Here is a 20,067-nt window from a genome sequence, read left to right as displayed (position 1 = left end):
CACAGATCGGCTAAGAATACTCCGCCAGGATCGATCTGGTAGCTTGTTTGCCCCCTCACAGGGCAGGCTGGTTTTGCGTTTTTATGGGCATCAAGACCCGAAATTTCATGGATTGGAGATACGGCGTGGCACGGCGCTCAACACCGGCAAAAAAGAAAAAGCCAGCGACACGTGGCAAAACAACTGCGCGTAAAAAACCGGGTAAAAAGCCCGGTGGTTTCCGGCGGTTAATGTTAGGGGCTGCGATGGTGGCAGGGGCCGTTTCGGCCATTATTGCCGCCGGCAGTATGCTGGAGCTGGACCGGGCCGCACATAAGGCCGTCAGCGATTTATCGGCAAGTTCACCGGCACCCCGTGCCCCGGCCCCGCGCAACACATCAAAGCCGCCGAAAATGGATTTTTCCAAGGGTTATGACGCGCCAAACAGGCCGGGATATATGGTGGAACGAACCCCGGAAGACATCGACAAGTCTGAACCCGATTCCTTGCCAGAACCCCGTATCAGCCCGGTACCAAATGTTAACCCGGCCCCTTTGCCCGAGGCCCAGGCACCGGCGAATATGCAACTGGCATGGCAAAAATTCGCCACCCGTGTGCCCGATACCGGAACAGCCCCGGTGATCGCGATTATCATTGACGATGCCGGAATTGATAAACCCAGAACCGAACGCGCGGCAGAATTGCCAGGCCCGATCACGATTTCATATTTGCCTTATGCGACACATTTGCCTGAACAGGTGGCGAGTGCGCGCAAACGCGGCCATGAAATTATGCTTCACATGCCAATGGAACCAACATCAAGAACAGTTGATCCGGGGCCCCACGCGCTGTTAACCAGCTATGACAAGGTGGCCATTTTAAATGAAATGACCTGGATGCTGGATCGTTTTTCCGGCTATGTCGGGGTTAATAATCATATGGGCAGTAAATTCACATCGGACCCGGAACGCATGGCCGTTGTGATGCAGGTGATGAAATCGCGCGGTTTGATGTTTTTAGACTCGCGCACCAGCGCAAAGTCGGTCGGGTATCAGGAAGCTGAAAAATACAGCGTTCCGGCGATTGAACGTGACGTGTTTATCGATGATGCCGACGACGCAACCAAAATTGCCAATATGCTTGACCGGGTTGAGCATGTGGCAACCAAGCGCGGTTATGCCGTTGCCATTGGCCATCCGCGTGATTTGACGCTGGAAGCATTGAATAAATGGATCCCCAAAATGCAGGCCGCCGGTTTTATATTTGTGCCCGCAACCGATATCGTGCATCGCAATGGTATTAAAGTGACCGGATAACAACAAGACCGGTTGGTGGTTAAAACAGTATCGAACAAAAAACGGGAGCCCGTGAAGTGGCTCCCGTTTTGGTTATTAACTGTTGTTTTCAGGGCGGTCAGGTAAAACGATGGGCTTCACGGCAAGCCGCCATCAAGGCACCGGCTTTGTTCCGGCATTCCTGATGTTCCATGTCGGGTTTGCTATCAACCACAATGCCCGCACCAGCCTGAATATGGATCATTTCGTCTTTGATCACAGCGGTGCGCAGGGCAATGCAGGTATCCATCGAGCCATCGGCCGAGATATAGCCGATACATCCCGCATAAATGCCGCGCCGTACCGGTTCAAGTTCATCGATAATTTCCATCGCCCGAACTTTGGGTGCGCCCGAAACTGTGCCCGCCGGGAAGCCTGCTTTCAAGGCATCCATCGCATCATATTGCGGGTCGATCTGCCCGACCACGTTCGACACAATATGCATGACGTGCGAATAATATTCGATGGTTTCGCGGTCGGTCACGCGCACGGTGCCGGGCTGCGACACACGACCAACATCGTTGCGCCCCAGATCGAGCAACATCAAATGTTCTGACCGTTCTTTCGGGTCATCCATCAGGTCCTTGGCCAAGGCTTTGTCTTCTTCGGAATTTTTACCGCGTTTGCGGGTTCCGGCGATGGGGCGAATGGTGACTTCGCCATCGCGCAGCCGCACCAGAATTTCCGGGCTGGCACCGACCACCTGGAAACCGCCGATATCAAGATAGAACATGAAAGGCGACGGGTTAATGCGGCGCAGTGCGCGGTAAAAGGCAAATGGCGGCAACTGATAGGGCAGGGAATAACGTTGTGACAAAACCACCTGAAAAATATCACCCGCCCGGATATATTCCTTGGCTTTTTCGACCATGTCATAATACCCCGCTTCGTCGACACTAACTTGCGGTTCTGGCAGGTCGTCGGGCACGGTACGGGACCGGCGATCGATAAACAGGTTGCGCTGAAAGTGCTGCACCACATCGTTCAGGCGCGCGCATGCAAGATCATAGGCCGCTGCTGCATCAATGCCGGGCTCGGGGCGCACAGGTGTTACCACTGTCACGGTATCGGCGATGGTGTCAAAACCGGCAGTCACCGTTGGGCGAATGAAAATTCCGTCAGGAACATCAAGTTGATCAGGGTTGTTGTCGGGCAGTTTTTCCATCAACCGAACGGTATCATAGCCCATATAACCGACCAGACCCGCACTCATGGGGGGTAAATGGTCGGGCAGGTCAATATGGCTTTCGGCGATCAGCGATTTAAGGGCATCAAGCGGTTTTTCATCCTGATCAACAAACGCATCGGCATCGGCCATGACACGGCGGTTGATTTCGGCTTTGTCGCCAAAGCATCGCCAGATCAGATCGGGTTTGAACCCGATAAACGAATAGCGCCCCCGGCTGGCTCCGCCTTCAACCGATTCCAGCAAATAGGTATTGGGAAGGCCCTCGGCCATGGGAAGGCCCTCGGCCAGCTTTAGGAACGCGGATACCGGCGTATCAAGATCGGCGGTAAGGGATGTGTAAACAACCTGCGCAATGCCATTTTCATGGTTGCGGGCAAAGCTTGCGAAATCCGGTTCGATGTCCATGGCGCAATCCGATCAAAACCAAACATAAAGGTAACAGGAATTAAAAAAGGGCGATCCGGCATCCGGATCGCCCTGCATGGCTGTGCCTGCCTAGTTGGCAGGGGCGTTCTGGGCATAAAGCCCGTTCACCACATCATTGTTCAGGCTGATCGAAATATCGTCGCGTAAATAGTCAAGATATTGCGAAACGATATCCTGATCGAGGCTGTCTTGCAGCTCGGAAACAATCGGGTCGTCTTTGCCCGTTGTGTCGCTTGCAGCTTTGATATCGTCAAGCACGACAACCGATACCCCGTTTTCACCAATGACCGATTTGGCTTTACCTTTGGCAAGGTCAAACAGGGCACCGGCAATGGCGGGGTTGGCATCGGCCGACAGACCGCGACCATCACGTTTGGTCATGCCGGTATCATCAATGCTGTTATCAAGTTCAGCAGCGATGGCGTCAATTTTTGCGCCCTGATCATTGATCCGGGTGGCAAGAGCATCGGCTTTTTCACCCAGAAGGCGCTGTTTTTCATCTGCCTTCCAGGCGGTTTCAACGGCATCACGCACGTCTTCAAACGGCTGCACGGCAGACGGGGTAACCTTGGTTACGCTGACAACATAACGATTGCCGCTCTGGGTTTCTTCCAGAAAGCTTTCGTCACCTTCGTTCAACTCGTAAATCTTCGAATTGATTTCCTTGCTATCGGCAATGCCCTGTTCCAGGTCCTGGCCCTTTTTAATGTCGGTCAGGGTGAAAAGCTGTGCATTCACTTTTGCAGCGGCGTCTTTAAGGGATGTGCCAGCACCCAGTTCATCATCAAGCTGGGCGGCAACGTCAAAAATCTGGTCTTCTGCTTTTTGACGTTTAACACCGTTTTCAACCTGTTCGCGGACTTCATCCAGGCTTTGTTCGTGGGCCGGGGTGACCGCAGTAACGCGCATGATGTGCCAGCCAAGGGCGGTTTCAACCGGTTCGGAATAACCACCCTCAGGCAGGTTAAACACGGTGTCGCGCAGATCAGGCAGCATGGTGTCTTTGGTGAACTCGCCCAGTTTGACAACCGATTCTTTCATGTTGGCCTGTTCTGTTGCCACTTTCATGAAATCTTCGCCGCCCTGCAGGGCCTTATAGGCTTCTGCGGCACTTTCCTTGGCATTCGGTGCGAACAAAATTTGTTCGACCGCCCGTTTTTCAGGAGTCTGAAACTCGCCAATGCGCTGGTTATAGGCATCCAGCACTTCGTCGTCTGTGACGTCCATTGTCTGTGCCAAATGATCAACCGTCAGCAACGCCAACGTCGCGTTGCGGGTTTCGGGTGCGGTAAATTGCGCCCCGTGATCATCGTGGAATTTCTTTAAAACGTCGTCAGACGGCGTTTCGATCGGGGCAATATCATCATCACCCAGGGTGATGAAACGGCCACTGCGATCTTCATTGCGATAGGCTGCAATGGCTTTGACCAGCGGCGAGGGCGGGGTGCTTGCGGCGCCCAGGCTACCGACAACCTGCTGGCTCATCAGATCGCTGCGCATGCCTTCAATAAATTCCGGTTCGCTATATCCGTTTTGATACAGGATCTGCAGGAATTTCTGACGGTCAAACTGCCCGGTCGTTTCGTCCTTAAAGCTTTTATTGTTGAAAATGTTGTCACGGACTTTTTCATCGCTAATGCCGATGCCCATGTCACTTGCATTTTCTTCCAGCAGCTTTTGCGAGATCAGACCCTGAACGGTGTTGTTCAGAAGACCCATCTGGATGGCTTGCTGTTGATCAAAGCTGGGACCAAAGACCCGGCGCATTTTATCAATGTTGCGTTTGAAGGCGCGGTCCAGTTCGGCAGGACTGATAGACTGGCTGCCGACTTCGGCGACTTCGCGGGAATTGCCAAGGCTTAACATCGAGGCCTTAAGCCCCCATGCGACAAAGCTGATCGCGATGATGCCAAACAGAATTTTGGCAAAGATGGATTTTGAAAATGTGCGAATGCCAGATAGCATATTCAGTAGCCTAACAATTCGTTGCGTCGGACCGGCGCCAGGTGGCCGGCAACTTTTCATGCCAAAACGGTCCCGGAAACCGGAAAAACCGTGCGGATCGGTCGCGCATCTTAATGGGGAGAGGATAGGGCGGCAACACCCGATTGCATAAGCCGTTTCAATTGCTGTGGCAAGGGCCACCAACTGGACTTGGCCCAATCGGTCTCACATGCTAAAACGCGGGCAGGAAACGGTTTATAATTCGTTGGTCCCGATGCTGTAAATAATGGCCCCATACCAGCCTGTCGGGCTTTGTGGCATCACCCGTTAAAAAAAAGGAAATATTCAATGTCAGGTCGTCGCCCGTTAATTGCCGGTAACTGGAAAATGAACTGCCTGCGGGCAGATGGTTTGGCGTTGGCCAGTGGCCTTGCGGCAAAATTGTCCGCCGCGCCAGATAAACCGGCATGCGATATATTGTTGTGTCCGCCCGCAACCTTGCTGGCCGATGTGGTGGGCGTTTTAGGCCATTGCGATATTCATGCTGGCGGGCAGGATTGCCATTTTGATCAAAACGGGGCACATACCGGCGATATTGCGGCCTCGATGCTGGCCGATATTGGTGCCAGCCACGTTATTGTTGGTCATTCGGAACGCCGCGCCGATCATGGTGAAAGTTCAACGGTTATCCGGCAAAAAGCCATCGCCGCGCATGATGCCGGGTTGATCGCGGTTGTTTGTGTCGGGGAAACCGAACAGGAACGCGATCTGGGTGCTGCAATTTCGGTGGTGTGTGGGCAAATGGATGTTTCCTTGCCCGAAGGTGCTACCGCCGAAAACACCGTTATTGCCTATGAGCCGGTATGGGCGATTGGCACCGGGCGCACCGCCGCGGTCGAGGATGTTGCCGAAATGCATGCGGCTATCCGTCGCAAGCTTAAAGAACGGTTTGGCGATGCCGATGGGTTTCGTATTCTTTACGGGGGGTCGGTGAAGCCCGCCAATGCGGTTGAGCTTTTGGGCGTTGATAATGTTGATGGCGCGCTGGTGGGCGGTGCCAGCCTGAAGGTCGAAGATTTCTGGGGCATTATTGATAGTTGCGATTAAACGCAGCTGCGTTTGGGCGGTTTGTTCCGGGCTGAACGGGATAGGGATGGCAGCGCGATTGCAGGTGTTTAATGTGTCCGCGGGCGCTGTCATTATATAAGACGAGAGACGCTGGCGATTTTATTTTCGTTAAATCGGTAAATACCGGGGCAGCGATGTTGCAATTTTGTCTTCTATCGGCGAAAATGCCTTCCCGGCGCAAGATGTTGGATTTTGCCTGAAGCCGGGATTTTTCCCGTACAAATTAACAATGATGTTTACCTGCAGGTTGCAGGGGTGCCGTTATTGTGACCGGCTGGCTGTTTATGGATATAAACGTGCGAAATACGGACTAGCCAACCGTTTCAAAACGCGTTAAACACGCATCAAATTTTGCCCGGTAAGGCAGCAAAATCGTTGCCGACGGATTTACAAGACAAGAGTTTTGAGGCCATGCAGACTGTCATTCTGGTTATCCACCTGCTTCTTGCGATCGGCTTGATTGCCGTTATTCTGGTTCAGCGCAGTGAAGGCGGCGGGCTTGGTATTGGCGGCGGCAATAGCGGCGGCGGAAATTTTGGTGTCATGAGTTCGCGCAGTGCCGCAAACCTTCTGACCCGGACAACTGCAATTCTTGCTGCGGCCTTCATGATCACAAGCCTCGGTCTGGCCCTGTTGACCAATACCCGTACCGCACCGACATCGATCCTTGATCAGGTGCCTGCTCCGGCCGCGACGTCCGATATGGAAAAAACGGCCCCGGCACAGGATAGTGGTCCGGCGGCGCCGACCCGCTAACACATATACCGATTATCAGAGGCGGCAAAATTGCCGCCTCAATTTTTTGAATTGTTTGCTCCCCCGGTTCGCAATCTGCGTAACCGTGGCTTTGTGCTTTGAGATGAGGCATAGACATGACCCGTTATATTTTCATTACTGGTGGCGTGGTTTCTTCGCTAGGCAAAGGCTTGGCGTCTGCTGCATTGGGTGCCTCGCTTCAGGCGCGTGGTTTTACCGTTCGTTTGCGCAAGCTGGATCCCTATATCAATGTCGACCCGGGCACGATGAGCCCGTATCAGCATGGTGAAGTTTACGTTACCGAAGACGGTGCCGAAACCGACCTTGACCTTGGTCACTATGAACGTTTTACCGGGGTATCCTCGCGCCGGTCCGATAACGTTACCACCGGACGTATCTATTCATCGGTGATTGCGCGCGAACGCCGTGGCGATTATCTGGGCGGGACCGTGCAGGTCATTCCGCACATCACCGATGCCATCAAGGAATTTGTCCAAAGCGATGCGACCGAGGATTTTATCCTTGTTGAAATCGGCGGTACGGTTGGCGATATCGAAAGCCTGCCATTTCTTGAATCCATTCGCCAGATGGGCAACGAACTGGGTGACGGAAGGACAATGTTCCTGCATCTTACCCTGGTTCCCTATATTTCGTCGGCGGGCGAGTTGAAAACCAAACCGACCCAGCATTCCGTCAAGGAATTGCAGTCGCTTGGTATTCAGCCAGATATTTTGCTGTGCCGTTGCGATCGCGAAATCCCGGTTAATGAACGCCGCAAGATTGCACGTTTCTGTAACGTGCGCGAAGCATCGGTTATTCCGGCTTATGATGTCGACAATATTTATCAGGTGCCGATCAGCTATCATAAATACGGCCTTGATAATGAAGTTTTGCATCATTTCGGCTTGCAGGCCCAGGACCCGGATATGGGCCCATGGGAAGATATTTGCGATATCATCCGTAATCCGGAAGGTGAAGTGACCATCGGCATTGTTGGAAAATACATTCAGTTGCCCGATGCTTATAAATCACTGACCGAAGCCCTGGTTCATGGCGGTATTGCCAACAAGGTGCGGGTTAAAATTGAATGGATCGCGTCTGACGATCTTGAAAAAACCGAGAATGTCAGCGAACGCCTGAGCAAGCTTGATGCGATCATGGTTCCTGGCGGCTTTGGGGAACGCGGTGCCGAAGGCAAAATTGCCGCTGCCCGTTATGCCCGCGAAAACAAGGTGCCGTATTTCGGGATTTGTTTTGGCATGCAAATGGCGGTTCTTGAAGCGGCCCGTAACCTTGCCGGCATTACCAATGCGTCCTCGTCCGAATTTGGCCCGACCGAGGTGCCGCTGGTCGGCCTGATGACGGAATGGTCGAAGGATGGCGGGCGTGTTGAGCGCCGCAGCGGCGAAGATGACCTTGGTGGCACCATGCGTTTGGGTAATTACGAATGCAAACTGGTACCTGGTACGCATGCCCGTGAAATTTATGGTAGCGAAACCGTTCTTGAACGTCATCGTCACCGTTATGAAGTCAACATCAACTTCCTTGAGCAGCTTGAGCAAAAAGGTCTGAAATTTTCTGGTCTTTCGCCCGATGGCCGTTTGCCGGAAATTGTCGAATATCCGGATCATCCGTGGTTCATTGGCGTGCAGTTCCATCCGGAATTGCGCTCACGCCCGCTGGACCCGCATCCGTTGTTTGTGTCTTATATCAAGGCTGCCAAAGAACGTAGCCGTTTGGTTTAATACTGCCTGGAACGTGCAAGGATGTTGAAATGACCGTCATTAAAACCGTTAAAGTCGGCAATATTGAATTTGCCAATGACAAACCCTTTGCGTTGCTGGCTGGCCCTTGTGCCATCGAAAGTCGTCAGCACGCATTGGAAATGGCGACCGCCCTTAAGGAACTGGCCAGTGCGATGGGCATTGGTCTGGTTTATAAAAGTTCGTTCGATAAAGCTAATCGCACCAGTAACAAATCTAATCGGGGCGTTGGTTTACACGAAGGAATTGATATTCTGGGCGAAGTCAAGGATGTCACCGGTTTGCCGATTGTCACCGATGTTCACTTGCCCGATCAATGTGCGGCCGTTGCCAAGGTTGCCGATATTTTGCAAATCCCGGCGTTTTTGTGCCGGCAAACAGATTTGCTGATGGCGGCAGCGGCAACCGGCAAGGCGATCAATGTTAAGAAGGGCCAGTTTCTGGCCCCTTGGGACATGGCCAACGTTGTTGATAAAATTGCCGAAGCCGGCAATGAAAACATCATGGTTTGTGATCGTGGCACCAGCTTTGGCTATAATACGCTGGTCACCGATTTTCGCGGTCTTCCCATCATGGCCCGTCAGGGCTATCCGATTGTGTTTGATGCCACCCATTCCGTCCAGCAACCGGGCGGGCAGGGTGGCACATCGGGCGGGCAGCGCGAATTTGCGCCTGTTCTGGCCCGTGCGGCTGTTGCGGTGGGTGTTGCGGCTTTGTTTATCGAAACCCACGACAACCCTGATGCAGCTATCAGCGACGGCCCCAATCAAATTCCCCTTGGCAAGCTTCCTGAAGTGCTTTCGGTGCTTAAGGAGCTTGACGCTGTAGCGAAGGCAAATCCGGTTCGTCTGGATATGTTCAACGCTTGATATAAGGTGTCGCCACATTTTGTGGCGGCATTTCTTTTATGCCGTAACCGACGCGGTCAAACATGTTGGCCGTTCCATATGTCAGTAAGGAGAGTTGTTTCGTCATGACCGCTATCATTGATATCCGCGGGCGCGAAATTCTGGACAGCCGGGGCAACCCGACGGTCGAGGTTGATGTTACCCTGGAAAGTGGCGCCTTTGGTCGGGCTGCCGTTCCCTCAGGTGCGTCAACAGGCGCACACGAAGCCGTCGAACTGCGTGACAAGGAAGAACGTTATCTGGGTAAGGGCGTTACCAAAGCTGTTTCTGCCGTGAATGGCGAAATCTTTGAAGCCCTTGCCGGTATGGACGCAGAAGAACAGATCGACATCGATACCACGATGATCGATCTGGACGGGACTGCGAATAAAAGCCGGTTGGGTGCCAATTCCATTTTGGGTGTGTCGCTGGCTGTTGCCAAGGCCGCTGCCCAGGAATCCGGTTTGCCGCTTTATCGCTATATCGGCGGTTCCTATGCACGCACATTGCCGGTGCCGATGATGAACATCATCAATGGCGGCGAACATGCCGATAACGCCATCGATGTTCAGGAATTCATGATTGTTCCTGTTTCGGCCGATAGCGCGACCGACGCGATCCGCATGGGTGCCGAGGTTTTTCATAATCTCAAAAAGTCACTCGCGGCCGATGGCCTTAGCACCTCGGTTGGGGATGAGGGCGGTTTTGCGCCTAATATCGCCTCTACCGAAGCTGCTATCAGCTATGTGATGAAGTCGATCGAAGCTGCCGGGTATCGCCCGGGCGAAGACGTTATGCTGGCCCTTGATGCGGCATCGACCGAATTTTATAAAGATGGCAAATACGTGCTGTCGGGCGAAGGCAAGACCTTTGATTCCGACGAAATGGTTAAATACTGGGCCGATCTTGCTGCCAAATACCCGATCTTCTCGATCGAAGATGGCATGTCGGAAGATGACTGGGACGGCTGGGCTGCGATGACCCGCGAACTTGGCGACAAGATCCAGCTGGTTGGCGATGATGTGTTTGTGACCAATCCGCTGCGTTTGGCAGACGGTATTGCCCAGGGTGTCGCAAACTCTATCCTGGTCAAAGTCAACCAGATCGGCACGCTGAGCGAAACGCTTGAAGCTGTCGAGATGGCGCATCGTGCCGGGTACACCGCTGTGATGTCGCATCGCTCGGGCGAAACAGAAGATTCGACCATTGCCGATTTGGCCGTTGCCACCAATTGTGGTCAGATCAAAACCGGTTCGCTGTCACGTTCAGATCGTCTGGCAAAATACAACCAGTTGATCCGTATTGAAGAACAGCTTGGGGTGAGTGCCCGTTTCCCGGGCCGGTCGATCATGAAAAAGTAGAATATTCATTTTCGTTGCTGCAACGAGATGATAAAAAGCCGCCTTTAAACAGGGCGGCTTTTTTCGTTTACGATTTGTTAATTGATCGTAAGGCGGTCCAAAAAAGATGCCTGTTTTTAAAACTCTTTTTACCTTGTTGTGGTCAACTTACCATTCAGGATAGGGCCTTGGGCTCGCCAAAAGGAATAACATCTTGATCTGGCGGTAAAATAACATTGGTTGTTTTATCGTTGCGGTTGCTTAATATTTCGCTTTAAAACGCGTCTAACGCTTTGGGGCCTTCGATCAAATGTCGTCATCTGCACCGGTAATCCGTCGATTTCGGCAGGCCATTGCCCCTGTTTTTGCCTTTACTGTAATGGTCTATTTTATCTTCCACAGTATCGAAGGGGATCGGGGGCTTCTGGCTTACTGGTCGATGCAGGATCGGGTCGGCGAAATTGTCAAACTGCGCGATGACATCAAGTCCCGGCGCGAATTGCTCGAGCAGCGTGTGAAGGCGCTGCGCCCCGGCAGCCTCGACCCCGATTTGCTAGATGAACGGGCCCGCACCATGCTTGATATGGCCAATCGCGACGACGTTATTATCTTTCATCACAACGGATATGATCACCCGTAACATATGGCCTGGTCGGTCGCATAATGGTGCAGGGTGCGGTGCACACTAGATTAAGCCCGGTTTTCTGCGGTTTATCTGGCAGATGCGAAGATGAATTTTCATTGATCAAAATTGCGGTCATAAAATCATAGCATTTGTGACGTTAAGGAATGAACGAGCCGGAAGAGACCCGTTCAAACGTCTGATAATTCACAAAATATCATTTTAACCGTTAAAACTTCAATTAACCAATATTGAGTTTATTTGTGATTGTGCATTGCAAAACAATGCTTTAACGCCCCCAAGATAGCTTGCTTATGTGTGTTGTTTTGGGTAGTTATTTCGGTGGTCCAATACCGAATTAAGCTGCTTTTCAAAGAAGCTTAAGCGAGCCATCCACCGGGAGGAACCATGGCGACCCCAAAACGCAAACGCGCCACGACGCGCGCCGATAATCAGGCGAGCAGTGACGATCTCCTCAAATATTACCGCGATATGCTTCTGATCCGCCGTTTCGAAGAAAAGGCCGGCCAGCTTTATGGCATGGGTCTGATCGGTGGTTTTTGCCACCTTTATATCGGCCAGGAAGCTGTCGTTGTTGGTATGCAGGCTGCTACAACCGGCGGTGACGGTGTGGTCACCAGCTATCGTGATCATGGGCATATGTTGGCATGCGGGATGGATTCCGCAGGCGTCATGGCTGAACTGACCGGCCGTGAGGGTGGATACTCTCATGGCAAGGGCGGTTCGATGCATATGTTCTCGAAGGAAAAGAACTTTTACGGCGGTCACGGCATTGTCGGCGGACAGGTTCCGCTCGGTACCGGTATTGCCTTTAATTACAAATATCGTGGCGAAGACAAGGTTTGTCTGACCTACCTTGGTGACGGTGCTGTCAACCAGGGGCAGGTTTACGAATCTTTCAACATGGCTGCCCTTTGGAAGTTGCCGGTTGTTTACTGTATCGAAAACAATCAGTACGCCATGGGCACATCGACCCAGCGTCACTCGGCCAGCCCGGATCTGTATTTGCGCGGCGAAGCCTATGGCATCCCCGGCGAACAGGTTGATGGCATGGACGTTCTGGCGGTGAAAGAAGCCGGTGAACGTGCGGTCAAGCATTGCCGTGAAGGCAATGGGCCCTATATTCTCGAACTTAAAACCTACCGTTATCGTGGCCACTCGATGTCGGATCCGGCGAAATACCGGACCAAAGACGAGCTGGACAAGATGCGCAAGGAACATGACCCGATCGACATGGTCAAAAAACTGTTGATCGATGCAAGCATCCTTGATGAAGACGGTCTCAAAGAGATCGACAAGGAAGTGAAGGCAGAGGTCGCCAAATCTGCGGAATTTGCACAGAACAGCCCCGAGCCAGATCCGTCGGAACTGTTTACCGACATTTTGATCGAAGTCTGATCCAGATTTTGCAAAATCCGCTTTTGACCAGAAATTTTCCCGCAAAAAGGGGGAACCATGCCGATTGAAGTTTTGATGCCTGCATTGTCACCGACAATGACTGAAGGCACCCTTGCCAAATGGAACGTGAAAGAAGGCGACACGGTTCAGTCCGGTGATGTCCTTGCTGAAATTGAAACCGACAAGGCGACGATGGAAGTCGAAGCCGTTGATGAAGGTAAAATTGGCAAGATCGTTGTTGATGCCGGGACTGAAAATGTCGCCGTCAATGCCGTTATTGCCTATATCCTTGAAGAAGACGAAGACGCATCTGCGCTCGATAACGTTAATCCCGGTGAAGCGAAATCTGCACCGGCAGCGGCGGCCAGCGAAGATAAATCCTCGTCTTCGGACAACGCATCATCAGCACCGGCCGCATCTGCGGCACCGGTGAAGGCTTCGGGCGCAATTGAGCGCACCGATAAAGAGCCGCGCGCGATGAGCGAAATGAACAAAACCCGCGACGAAAAATCCTATACCAAATTCAAAACCCTGACCGTTCGTGAAGCCTTGCGCGATGCCATGGCTGAAGAAATGCGGTCCGATGAAAATGTTTTCGTCATGGGTGAAGAAGTTGCGCAGTATCAGGGGGCTTATAAAGTCACCCAGGGCCTGCTTGACGAATTTGGTGATCGTCGCGTTGTCGATACCCCGATTACGGAATACGGCTTTACCGGTCTTGGTACGGGTGCCGCGTTCATGGGGCTGCGTCCGATTGTTGAATTTATGACATTCAACTTCGCCATGCAGGCCATTGACCACATCATCAACTCGGCCTCGAAAACGCTTTATATGTCTGGTGGCCAGCTTGGTTGCCCGATTGTGTTTCGTGGTCCCAACGGTGCAGCAGCCCGTGTGGGTGCCCAGCACTCACAGTGTTACGCGTCGTGGTATGCACACTGCCCGGGGCTTAAGGTGGTTGCACCTTACTCGGCAGCGGATGCCAAAGGTTTGCTAAAAGCCGCTATTCGTGATCCGAACCCGGTTGTGTTTCTGGAAAACGAAATTCTGTACGGCCAAAGCTTTGAAGTCCCTGACGATGACGATTTTGTTCTGCCGATTGGCCAGGCCAAAATTGAACGTGAAGGCACCGATGTTACCATCGTTGCGTTCTCGATCATGGTTGGCAAGGCTTTGAAGGCGGCGGAAAAGCTGGCAGAAGAAGGCATTTCAGCCGAGGTCATCAACCTTCGCACCATTCGTCCGCTCGATGTGAACACCATTGTGCGTTCGGTGATGAAAACCAATCGTCTGGTGACATGTGAAGAAGGCTGGCATTTTGCCGGTATCGGCGCAGAAATTGCGTCGGTGATCATGGAACATGCGTTTGACTATCTTGATGCACCGGTTGCCCGTGTTTCCGGCGAAGATGTTCCGATGCCTTACGCGGCCAATCTGGAAGTTCTGGCGTTGCCGCAAGAGCAGCACATCGTCGATGCGGCCAAGGCCGTTTGCTATCGTTAAACAAAAACGGACAGGGGGTTGGCGCACCAATGGTGCTGCCACCCCGTTACCGGGAGATTGCATCCATGCCAGTTAAAATTCTGATGCCGGCGCTTTCGCCGACCATGACAGAAGGCACCTTGGCCAAATGGCTTGTCAAGGAAGGGGACACCGTCGAATCTGGCGATGTCCTGGCCGAAATCGAAACCGACAAGGCGACGATGGAAGTCGAAGCTGTCGAAGAAGGTAAAATCGGTAAAATTCTTGTTGAAGCAGGCACCGAAGGTGTTGCCGTTAATGCGGTAATTGCCCTGCTTTTGGAAGAAGACGAAGATGCGTCTGCTCTTGAAGGGGCGGATACGTCGGGTCCGAATGTGGGCGGTGATGCAAAATCATCGACCCCCAAAGAAGACGAAAAAACCGAAAGCAAGGATGTTGCCCCGGCTACGTCCAGCGCACCTGCCACCAGCAAAGATGGCGACCGCGTCAAGGCAAGCCCGCTTGCACGCCGTATTGCGTCGCAGGAAGGGGTTGAATTGTCCGGTGTTGACGGGTCAGGCCCGCGTGGCCGTATCGTCAAGCGCGATATCGAAGCCGCACTGACCAACAAACCGGCAGCCAAGGCCGATGCTCCGGCAGCAACCAAAGCCGATGCGACCATTGCCCCGGCGGCCAAAGCACCTGCCGCATCGGGCTGGAACCCGGATCTTACCGGTCTGCCCGAATACGAAGAAATTCCAAATACTTCGATGCGCAAAATTATTGCGCGCCGCCTGACGGAATCCAAACAGCAGGTTCCGCATTTCTACCTGACCATTGATTGCCAGATCGACAACCTGTTGTCGGTTCGCAAACAGCTGAACGAAAAAGCAGCTGAGGGTGTGAAGGTTTCGGTTAACGATATGGTTATCCGGGCGTCCTCGATTGCGCTTAAACGCGTTCCGGCTGCCAATGCCATCTGGACCGATGCAGCCATTTTGCAATGTAAGCAGCAGGATATTTCTGTTGCGGTCGCCATTGATGGTGGCCTGATCACGCCGGTCATTCGCAATGCGGGTGGCAAGGGGCTTGCCGAAATCTCGACCGAGATGAAAGCATTGGCTGCCAAGGCACGGGATGGCAAATTGCAGCCGCAGGAATTCCAGGGCGGGACTTTCTCGGTTTCCAACCTTGGCATGTTTGGCATCAAGGACTTTGCCGCCATTATCAATCCGCCGCAGGGTTGTATCCTGGCTGTGGGGGCTGGTGAACAGCGCCCGGTGGTCAAGGATGGTGCATTGGCAATTGCAACCGTCATGAGCTGCACCCTCTCTGTTGACCACCGTGTGGTTGACGGGGCGATTGGTGCCCAGTTCATGGCTGAATTCAAGAAGCTGATTGAAGATCCGATAAGCATGCTGCTTTAAGATCTGGTTAAGCGGGGGCTTTAACAAGTCCCCGCAAGCTTTTGAATGATATACCTTCTGGCAAAAGCCGGACAGGTAAAGGAGATGCAAAATGGCGGAAAACAATTTCGACGTTATCATTATTGGTGCCGGTCCTGGTGGTTATGTTACCGCCATTCGTGCGGCCCAGCTGGGCTTGAAGACGGCTGTTGTTGAACGTGAACATCTGGGCGGCATCTGCCTTAACTGGGGCTGTATCCCGACCAAGGCATTGCTGCGTTCAGCCGAAGTTTATCGCAACATGAAACATGCCAAAAATTATGGCTTGTCGTGCGATAACCCGTCCTTTGATTTTGAAGCCGTTATTCAGCGGTCGCGCGGTGTTTCAAAACAGCTTACCGGCGGCGTTGGTCATTTGCTTAAAAAGAACAAGGTTACCGTGATTAACGGTGAGGCCAAATTCGACGGTCCGAAAAAGATCAATGTCGAAGGCAAGGACAAAGGCACCTATACCGCCAGGCATTACATCATTGCCACTGGCGCGCGCGCGCGTTCGCTGCCGGGGCTTGAGGCAGATGGCAAGGTTGTGTGGGATTACAAAAAGGCGATGACGCCTGATAAAATGCCCAAAAGCCTTGTTGTTGTTGGTTCTGGTGCCATCGGCATTGAATTTGCCAGCTTCTATCACACCATGGGCACCGACGTGACCGTGGTCGAGATCATGACGCAAATCATGCCGGTTGAAGACAAGGAAGTTGCGACCCTGGCGCAAAAGATGATGACCAAGGACGGGATGAAAATCCTGACCGAAGCCAAGGTTGCCAATCTGAAGCGCAATGCAGATAATGTTGTTGTTACCATTGAAACCAAAGACGGCAAGAAGCAGGAATTGACGGTTGACCGGGTGATTTCGGCTGTTGGCGTTATTGGCAATACCGAAAATCTCGGCCTTGAAAGCACCAAGGTTAAAGTTGATCGCAATGTGATTGGCACCGATGAATTTTCACGGACCGCCGAGCCGGGCATTTATGCCATCGGCGACGTTGCCGGGCCGCCGATGCTGGCTCACAAGGCCGAGCATGAAGGTGTGATTTGTGTCGAGAAAATTGCAGGTGAAAAAAACGTTCACCCGCTTGATCCGCGCAAAATTCCGGGGTGCACCTATTGCCATCCCCAGGTCGCCAGCGTTGGCCTGACCGAAGCCAAGGCCAAGGATGCGGGTTATGATGTCAAGGTTGGCAAATTCCCGTTTATTGGCAATGGCAAGGCTGTGGCCCTGGGCGAGGCGGAAGGTTTGGTTAAAACCGTATTTGATGCCAAAACCGGCGAATTGCTGGGCGCACATATGGTGGGTACCGAAGTAACCGAGCTGATCCAGGGCTTTGTGATTGCGATGGGGCTGGAAACCACCGAGGAAGACCTGATGCATACGGTCTTCCCGCATCCGACCTTGTCTGAAATGATGCATGAATCGGTTCTTGACGCCTATGGGCGTGCGATCCACTTCTAAATCATTACATGGTTGATATGACAGGTTCCCTTGTGGATCTGTCGTATCGGCTATGTCGAATGTCAGTTTGACAATTTGGCAGCAAGACGGCACATTGCCGCCCGTTCCATCCTTCGGAGGTTTAAATGTCCACGACGCGCAACGAGGTACGAGCTCTTCGTCACCCGGAAAAGCAAAAGAACCCGGACCGTCCTTCTGGTCGTAAGCCAGAATGGATTCGCGTTAAGGCACCGACTTCCAAAGGCTATCAGGAAACGCGGGATCTGGCGCGCGGCCTGAAACTGCATACGGTGTGCGAAGAAGCCGCATGTCCCAATATTGGTGAATGCTGGCAGAAAAAGCACGCATCCTTCATGATCATGGGTGATACCTGCACCCGTGCCTGTGCGTTTTGTAATGTCAAAACCGGGATGCCAAACGCGCTTGATCCGTTCGAGCCGGAAAATCTGGCAATGGCCGTTGCCGAGATGGGCCTGAAGCATGTTGTGATCACCTCGGTTGACCGTGATGACCTTGCCGATGGCGGTGCCATGCACTTTGCCCGCGTGATCGAGGCCATTCGCCACAAATCGCCCGAAACCACCATTGAAATTCTGACGCCCGATTTTCGCGACAAGCCAGGTGCTGTTGAAATCGTGGCCAAGGCGCGCCCGGATGTGTTTAACCACAATCTGGAAACCGTTCCGCGCCTGTATCCGTCCATTCGGCCGGGCGCACGGTTTTATCAGTCGTTGCGTATTCTGGACCGCGTTAAACAGATCGATCCAACGATTTTCACCAAATCGGGCCTGATGGTAGGGTTTGGCGAAGAGCGCCATGAACTTAGCCAGGTGATGGATGATCTGCGCGTTGCCGATGTTGATTTTTTGACAATCGGCCAGTATTTGCAGCCAACCCTTAAACATGCCCCGGTGGAGCGTTTTGTAACACCTGACGAGTTCAAGGAATATGCGTCGATGGCGCGTGCCAAGGGATTTTTGATGGTTGCATCAACGCCGCTGACGCGTTCAAGCTATCATGCGGATCGCGACTTTGCCGAAATGCGCGAAGCCCGTGAGAAAAAGCTGGCTGCGACTGCAAAGGCAAGTGCTGCAGAATAAACCGTACTCATTTGACCCGGCATTTTTGAAAAGACCAGTAGGAGATCCCTTTGCCGACGCATGCGGAGCGCAGAAAGCTACCCTATACGCCGGAACAGTTATTCGATCTCGTTGCAGATATCGATTCCTATTCGGAATTTTTGCCGTGGTGTGCAGCATCGCGGGTGCGTAAGCGCGACGGGAACGAACTTCACGCCGATCTGGTGATCGGGTTTAAGATGTTTCGTGAAAAATACACATCCAAAGTTACGCTGGATCGCCCGAACCGGGTTGATGTTGAATATTTGCAAGGGCCGTTCAAATATTTGAATAACCACTGGGAATTTCAACCTGCCGACGATGGCGGCACCTTTCTGGATTTTTATGTCGATTTCGAATTCAAGTCCGCAATTTTGCAGAAGATGATCGGCATGGTTTTTAACGAGGCTGTTAAACTGATGGTCGGCTCATTCGAAAATCGCGCCCGTCAGGTGTATGGCGATAACGGAATTGCATCCTCGCGTTTGTAAACGCATAGCGTGAGCGCGCGCCTTTCTGCCTGTTTATCATTCGATTTTTTGTGCTGATACGAGATGCCGGGTGGTTAGCGCTGTAACCTTCCGGCATTTGACGTTGTGCGCTGCTGCGGTTTTATGGTGCGGGTTGCGGGGCCGGGTATTGTTCAATCATTTCCCGGATCAGATCAAAAGCGGCCAATACGGTTTGGCGGCGCACCTGATGGCGATCGCCCTTGAAAATATGTGATTGATGCAGGGTCGGGCGATTCCCGCCAGCGCAGGCAAAATGAACCAGCCCTACCGGTTTTTCTGCACTGCCACCACCGGGCCCGGCAATGCCGGTTACGGCCACGCTAAGGGTGGCAAGGGGGCTGTGGCGCAAGGCGCCTTCGGCCATGGCACAGGCCACGGGCTTTGAAACAGCCCCATGCAAGGCCAGCAAATCGCCTGATACACCCAGCATGGCCATCTTGGCTTCGTTCGAATAGGTAATGAAGCCGCCATCAACCACCATTGAGCTGCCGTCAATCGCGGTCAGGCAGCCTGCGATCAAGCCACCGGTACAACTTTCTGCTGTTGCAAGGCGGTCGCCATTGCGGCGGCAAAGATCAATAATATCGCCAGCAGCAGCCAGAACTTCGGGATCGGGAATCATATTAACCATCCTTCTGTCAGGTAAAGGATCAGCATGAGGACTGCCATGCCAAAGGCACCGGCAAAAATATCGTCAAGCATAATTCCGAAGCCGCCACCAACACGACGATCAATCCAGCTGATGGGCCATGGTTTCAGAATGTCAAAAAACCGGAACATAATAAAGGCCAGCATAAGCCAGACAATATCCATCCATGACATGGTCAGGGGCAGGGGAAGCAGGCAAAGCCATTGACCTGCTACCTCATCGATCACAATTTCGCCCGGGTCGTGGATGCCGATCATTTTGCTATACAGGTCGGATGCAAAAATCCCGTATAGAAATACAATTGCGGTTGCAATCAGCAAGGTGGTATTGCCACCGGTGATCACAAGAAGCCATCCCAAAGGCAAGGCCGCAAATGATCCTGCGGTGCCAGGGGCCTTGGGAAACTTGCCACTGTAAAACCAGGTGGCAGAGGCTGTTATAATAATTTGGTTAAGGCGCATAACACTTTCGCATATGGCTGATGGGTAGAGGTACCTGACTTAACATAGCCAAAAGGCTGTGGCGCGAGGTTTTTTGGGGTTAAGGGAGTGTTAACGCGCTTGCCACGCTGCGATCTTGCAGGTAGCGTGAAATTGAAACTGGTCTTGGGATAGAACGTGGCAT

At 52.7% G+C, this 20,067-nt stretch carries 17 protein-coding genes; 13 read left to right on the top strand and 4 right to left on the bottom strand.

Features of this window, described 5'->3' with window-relative positions; translation table 11 throughout:
- Window positions 1-125 precede the first annotated feature (125 nt).
- The gene (locus tag TMES_RS13205; protein ID WP_085583590.1) at window positions 126-1,295 is read left to right on the top strand and encodes a divergent polysaccharide deacetylase family protein; all 1,170 of its coding nucleotides are present in this window, start codon (window positions 126-128) and stop codon (window positions 1,293-1,295) included.
- A gap of 97 nt (window positions 1,296-1,392) precedes the next feature.
- On the opposite strand, the gene trpE is transcribed toward TMES_RS13205, so the two are convergent.
- Window positions 1,393-2,907: an anthranilate synthase component I gene (gene trpE, locus TMES_RS13200; RefSeq protein WP_085583261.1), complete on the bottom strand. Its 1,515-nt coding sequence runs from the start codon at window positions 2,905-2,907 to the stop codon at window positions 1,393-1,395.
- Window positions 2,908-2,997: 90 nt separating this feature from the next.
- Window positions 2,998-4,893, bottom strand: coding sequence for a SurA N-terminal domain-containing protein (locus TMES_RS13195; protein ID WP_085583259.1), 1,896 nt, complete (start codon window positions 4,891-4,893; stop codon window positions 2,998-3,000).
- Window positions 4,894-5,220: 327 nt separating this feature from the next.
- Here TMES_RS13195 and tpiA point away from each other — a divergent pair, with 327 nt between their 5' ends.
- From tpiA to TMES_RS13135, 12 genes are all read left to right on the top strand, one after another.
- The gene (gene tpiA, locus TMES_RS13190; RefSeq protein WP_085583257.1) at window positions 5,221-5,979 is read left to right on the top strand and encodes a triose-phosphate isomerase; all 759 of its coding nucleotides are present in this window, start codon (window positions 5,221-5,223) and stop codon (window positions 5,977-5,979) included.
- Window positions 5,980-6,411: 432 nt separating this feature from the next.
- Window positions 6,412-6,756 (top strand): preprotein translocase subunit SecG, encoded by a 345-nt coding sequence (secG, locus tag TMES_RS13185; RefSeq protein WP_085583255.1) that lies wholly within the window; start codon window positions 6,412-6,414, stop codon window positions 6,754-6,756.
- Between the two features lie 116 nt (window positions 6,757-6,872).
- Complete coding sequence (locus TMES_RS13180) at window positions 6,873-8,501, top strand: CTP synthase (protein WP_085583253.1); 1,629 nt, start codon at window positions 6,873-6,875, stop codon at window positions 8,499-8,501.
- Between the two features lie 29 nt (window positions 8,502-8,530).
- Window positions 8,531-9,388 carry a 3-deoxy-8-phosphooctulonate synthase gene (kdsA, locus tag TMES_RS13175; RefSeq protein ID WP_085583251.1) on the top strand — a complete coding sequence of 286 codons (858 nt, stop codon included), beginning with the start codon at window positions 8,531-8,533 and terminating at the stop codon, window positions 9,386-9,388.
- Between the two features lie 104 nt (window positions 9,389-9,492).
- Window positions 9,493-10,767 carry a phosphopyruvate hydratase gene (eno, locus tag TMES_RS13170; RefSeq protein ID WP_085583249.1) on the top strand — a complete coding sequence of 425 codons (1,275 nt, stop codon included), beginning with the start codon at window positions 9,493-9,495 and terminating at the stop codon, window positions 10,765-10,767.
- A 289-nt stretch (window positions 10,768-11,056) separates the two neighbouring features.
- Window positions 11,057-11,386, top strand: coding sequence for an FtsB family cell division protein (locus tag TMES_RS13165; RefSeq protein WP_245835403.1), 330 nt, complete (start codon window positions 11,057-11,059; stop codon window positions 11,384-11,386).
- 390 nt (window positions 11,387-11,776) lie between these two features.
- Window positions 11,777-12,787: a pyruvate dehydrogenase (acetyl-transferring) E1 component subunit alpha gene (gene pdhA / locus TMES_RS13160; RefSeq protein ID WP_085583247.1), complete on the top strand. Its 1,011-nt coding sequence runs from the start codon at window positions 11,777-11,779 to the stop codon at window positions 12,785-12,787.
- 57 nt (window positions 12,788-12,844) lie between these two features.
- On the top strand, window positions 12,845-14,290 hold the full coding sequence (locus tag TMES_RS13155; RefSeq protein WP_085583245.1) for a pyruvate dehydrogenase complex E1 component subunit beta: 1,446 nt from the start codon (window positions 12,845-12,847) through the stop codon (window positions 14,288-14,290).
- A 65-nt stretch (window positions 14,291-14,355) separates the two neighbouring features.
- Window positions 14,356-15,675 (top strand): pyruvate dehydrogenase complex dihydrolipoamide acetyltransferase, encoded by a 1,320-nt coding sequence (locus tag TMES_RS13150; protein WP_085583587.1) that lies wholly within the window; start codon window positions 14,356-14,358, stop codon window positions 15,673-15,675.
- 91 nt (window positions 15,676-15,766) lie between these two features.
- Window positions 15,767-17,164: a dihydrolipoyl dehydrogenase gene (gene lpdA / locus TMES_RS13145; RefSeq protein ID WP_085583244.1), complete on the top strand. Its 1,398-nt coding sequence runs from the start codon at window positions 15,767-15,769 to the stop codon at window positions 17,162-17,164.
- A 125-nt stretch (window positions 17,165-17,289) separates the two neighbouring features.
- The gene (gene lipA / locus TMES_RS13140) at window positions 17,290-18,264 is read left to right on the top strand and encodes a lipoyl synthase (protein WP_085583242.1); all 975 of its coding nucleotides are present in this window, start codon (window positions 17,290-17,292) and stop codon (window positions 18,262-18,264) included.
- A 50-nt stretch (window positions 18,265-18,314) separates the two neighbouring features.
- A complete protein-coding gene (locus tag TMES_RS13135) occupies window positions 18,315-18,773 on the top strand; it encodes a type II toxin-antitoxin system RatA family toxin (RefSeq protein ID WP_085583240.1) in 459 nt (152 codons plus the stop codon).
- Window positions 18,774-18,894: 121 nt separating this feature from the next.
- Here TMES_RS13135 and TMES_RS13130 read toward each other — a convergent pair whose 3' ends face one another.
- Window positions 18,895-19,416 (bottom strand): CinA family protein, encoded by a 522-nt coding sequence (locus TMES_RS13130; RefSeq protein WP_143589649.1) that lies wholly within the window; start codon window positions 19,414-19,416, stop codon window positions 18,895-18,897.
- The gene (locus TMES_RS13125) at window positions 19,413-19,904 is read right to left on the bottom strand and encodes a phosphatidylglycerophosphatase A family protein (RefSeq protein WP_085583236.1); all 492 of its coding nucleotides are present in this window, start codon (window positions 19,902-19,904) and stop codon (window positions 19,413-19,415) included. Before TMES_RS13125 ends, TMES_RS13130 begins: the two co-directional genes overlap by 4 nt.
- Window positions 19,905-20,067: the final 163 nt, after the last annotated feature.

Origin of the sequence: Thalassospira mesophila (assembly GCF_002115755.1) — a bacterium.
GTDB lineage: Bacteria > Pseudomonadota > Alphaproteobacteria > Rhodospirillales > Thalassospiraceae > Thalassospira > Thalassospira mesophila.
This window is presented reverse-complemented; position numbering and strand designations above follow the sequence as displayed.

Coding starts and splice junctions, on each gene's coding strand:
- trpE (WP_085583261.1), bottom strand. CDS start 2,907: ATGGACATCGAACCGGATTTCGCAAGCTTTGCCCGCAACCATGAAAAT.
- TMES_RS13195 (WP_085583259.1), bottom strand. CDS start 4,893: ATGCTATCTGGCATTCGCACATTTTCAAAATCCATCTTTGCCAAAATT.
- tpiA (WP_085583257.1), top strand. CDS start 5,221: ATGTCAGGTCGTCGCCCGTTAATTGCCGGTAACTGGAAAATGAACTGC.
- secG (WP_085583255.1), top strand. CDS start 6,412: ATGCAGACTGTCATTCTGGTTATCCACCTGCTTCTTGCGATCGGCTTG.
- TMES_RS13180 (WP_085583253.1), top strand. CDS start 6,873: ATGACCCGTTATATTTTCATTACTGGTGGCGTGGTTTCTTCGCTAGGC.
- kdsA (WP_085583251.1), top strand. CDS start 8,531: ATGACCGTCATTAAAACCGTTAAAGTCGGCAATATTGAATTTGCCAAT.
- eno (WP_085583249.1), top strand. CDS start 9,493: ATGACCGCTATCATTGATATCCGCGGGCGCGAAATTCTGGACAGCCGG.
- TMES_RS13165 (WP_245835403.1), top strand. CDS start 11,057: ATGTCGTCATCTGCACCGGTAATCCGTCGATTTCGGCAGGCCATTGCC.
- pdhA (WP_085583247.1), top strand. CDS start 11,777: ATGGCGACCCCAAAACGCAAACGCGCCACGACGCGCGCCGATAATCAG.
- TMES_RS13155 (WP_085583245.1), top strand. CDS start 12,845: ATGCCGATTGAAGTTTTGATGCCTGCATTGTCACCGACAATGACTGAA.
- TMES_RS13150 (WP_085583587.1), top strand. CDS start 14,356: ATGCCAGTTAAAATTCTGATGCCGGCGCTTTCGCCGACCATGACAGAA.
- lpdA (WP_085583244.1), top strand. CDS start 15,767: ATGGCGGAAAACAATTTCGACGTTATCATTATTGGTGCCGGTCCTGGT.
- lipA (WP_085583242.1), top strand. CDS start 17,290: ATGTCCACGACGCGCAACGAGGTACGAGCTCTTCGTCACCCGGAAAAG.
- TMES_RS13130 (WP_143589649.1), bottom strand. CDS start 19,416: ATGATTCCCGATCCCGAAGTTCTGGCTGCTGCTGGCGATATTATTGAT.
- TMES_RS13125 (WP_085583236.1), bottom strand. CDS start 19,904: ATGCGCCTTAACCAAATTATTATAACAGCCTCTGCCACCTGGTTTTAC.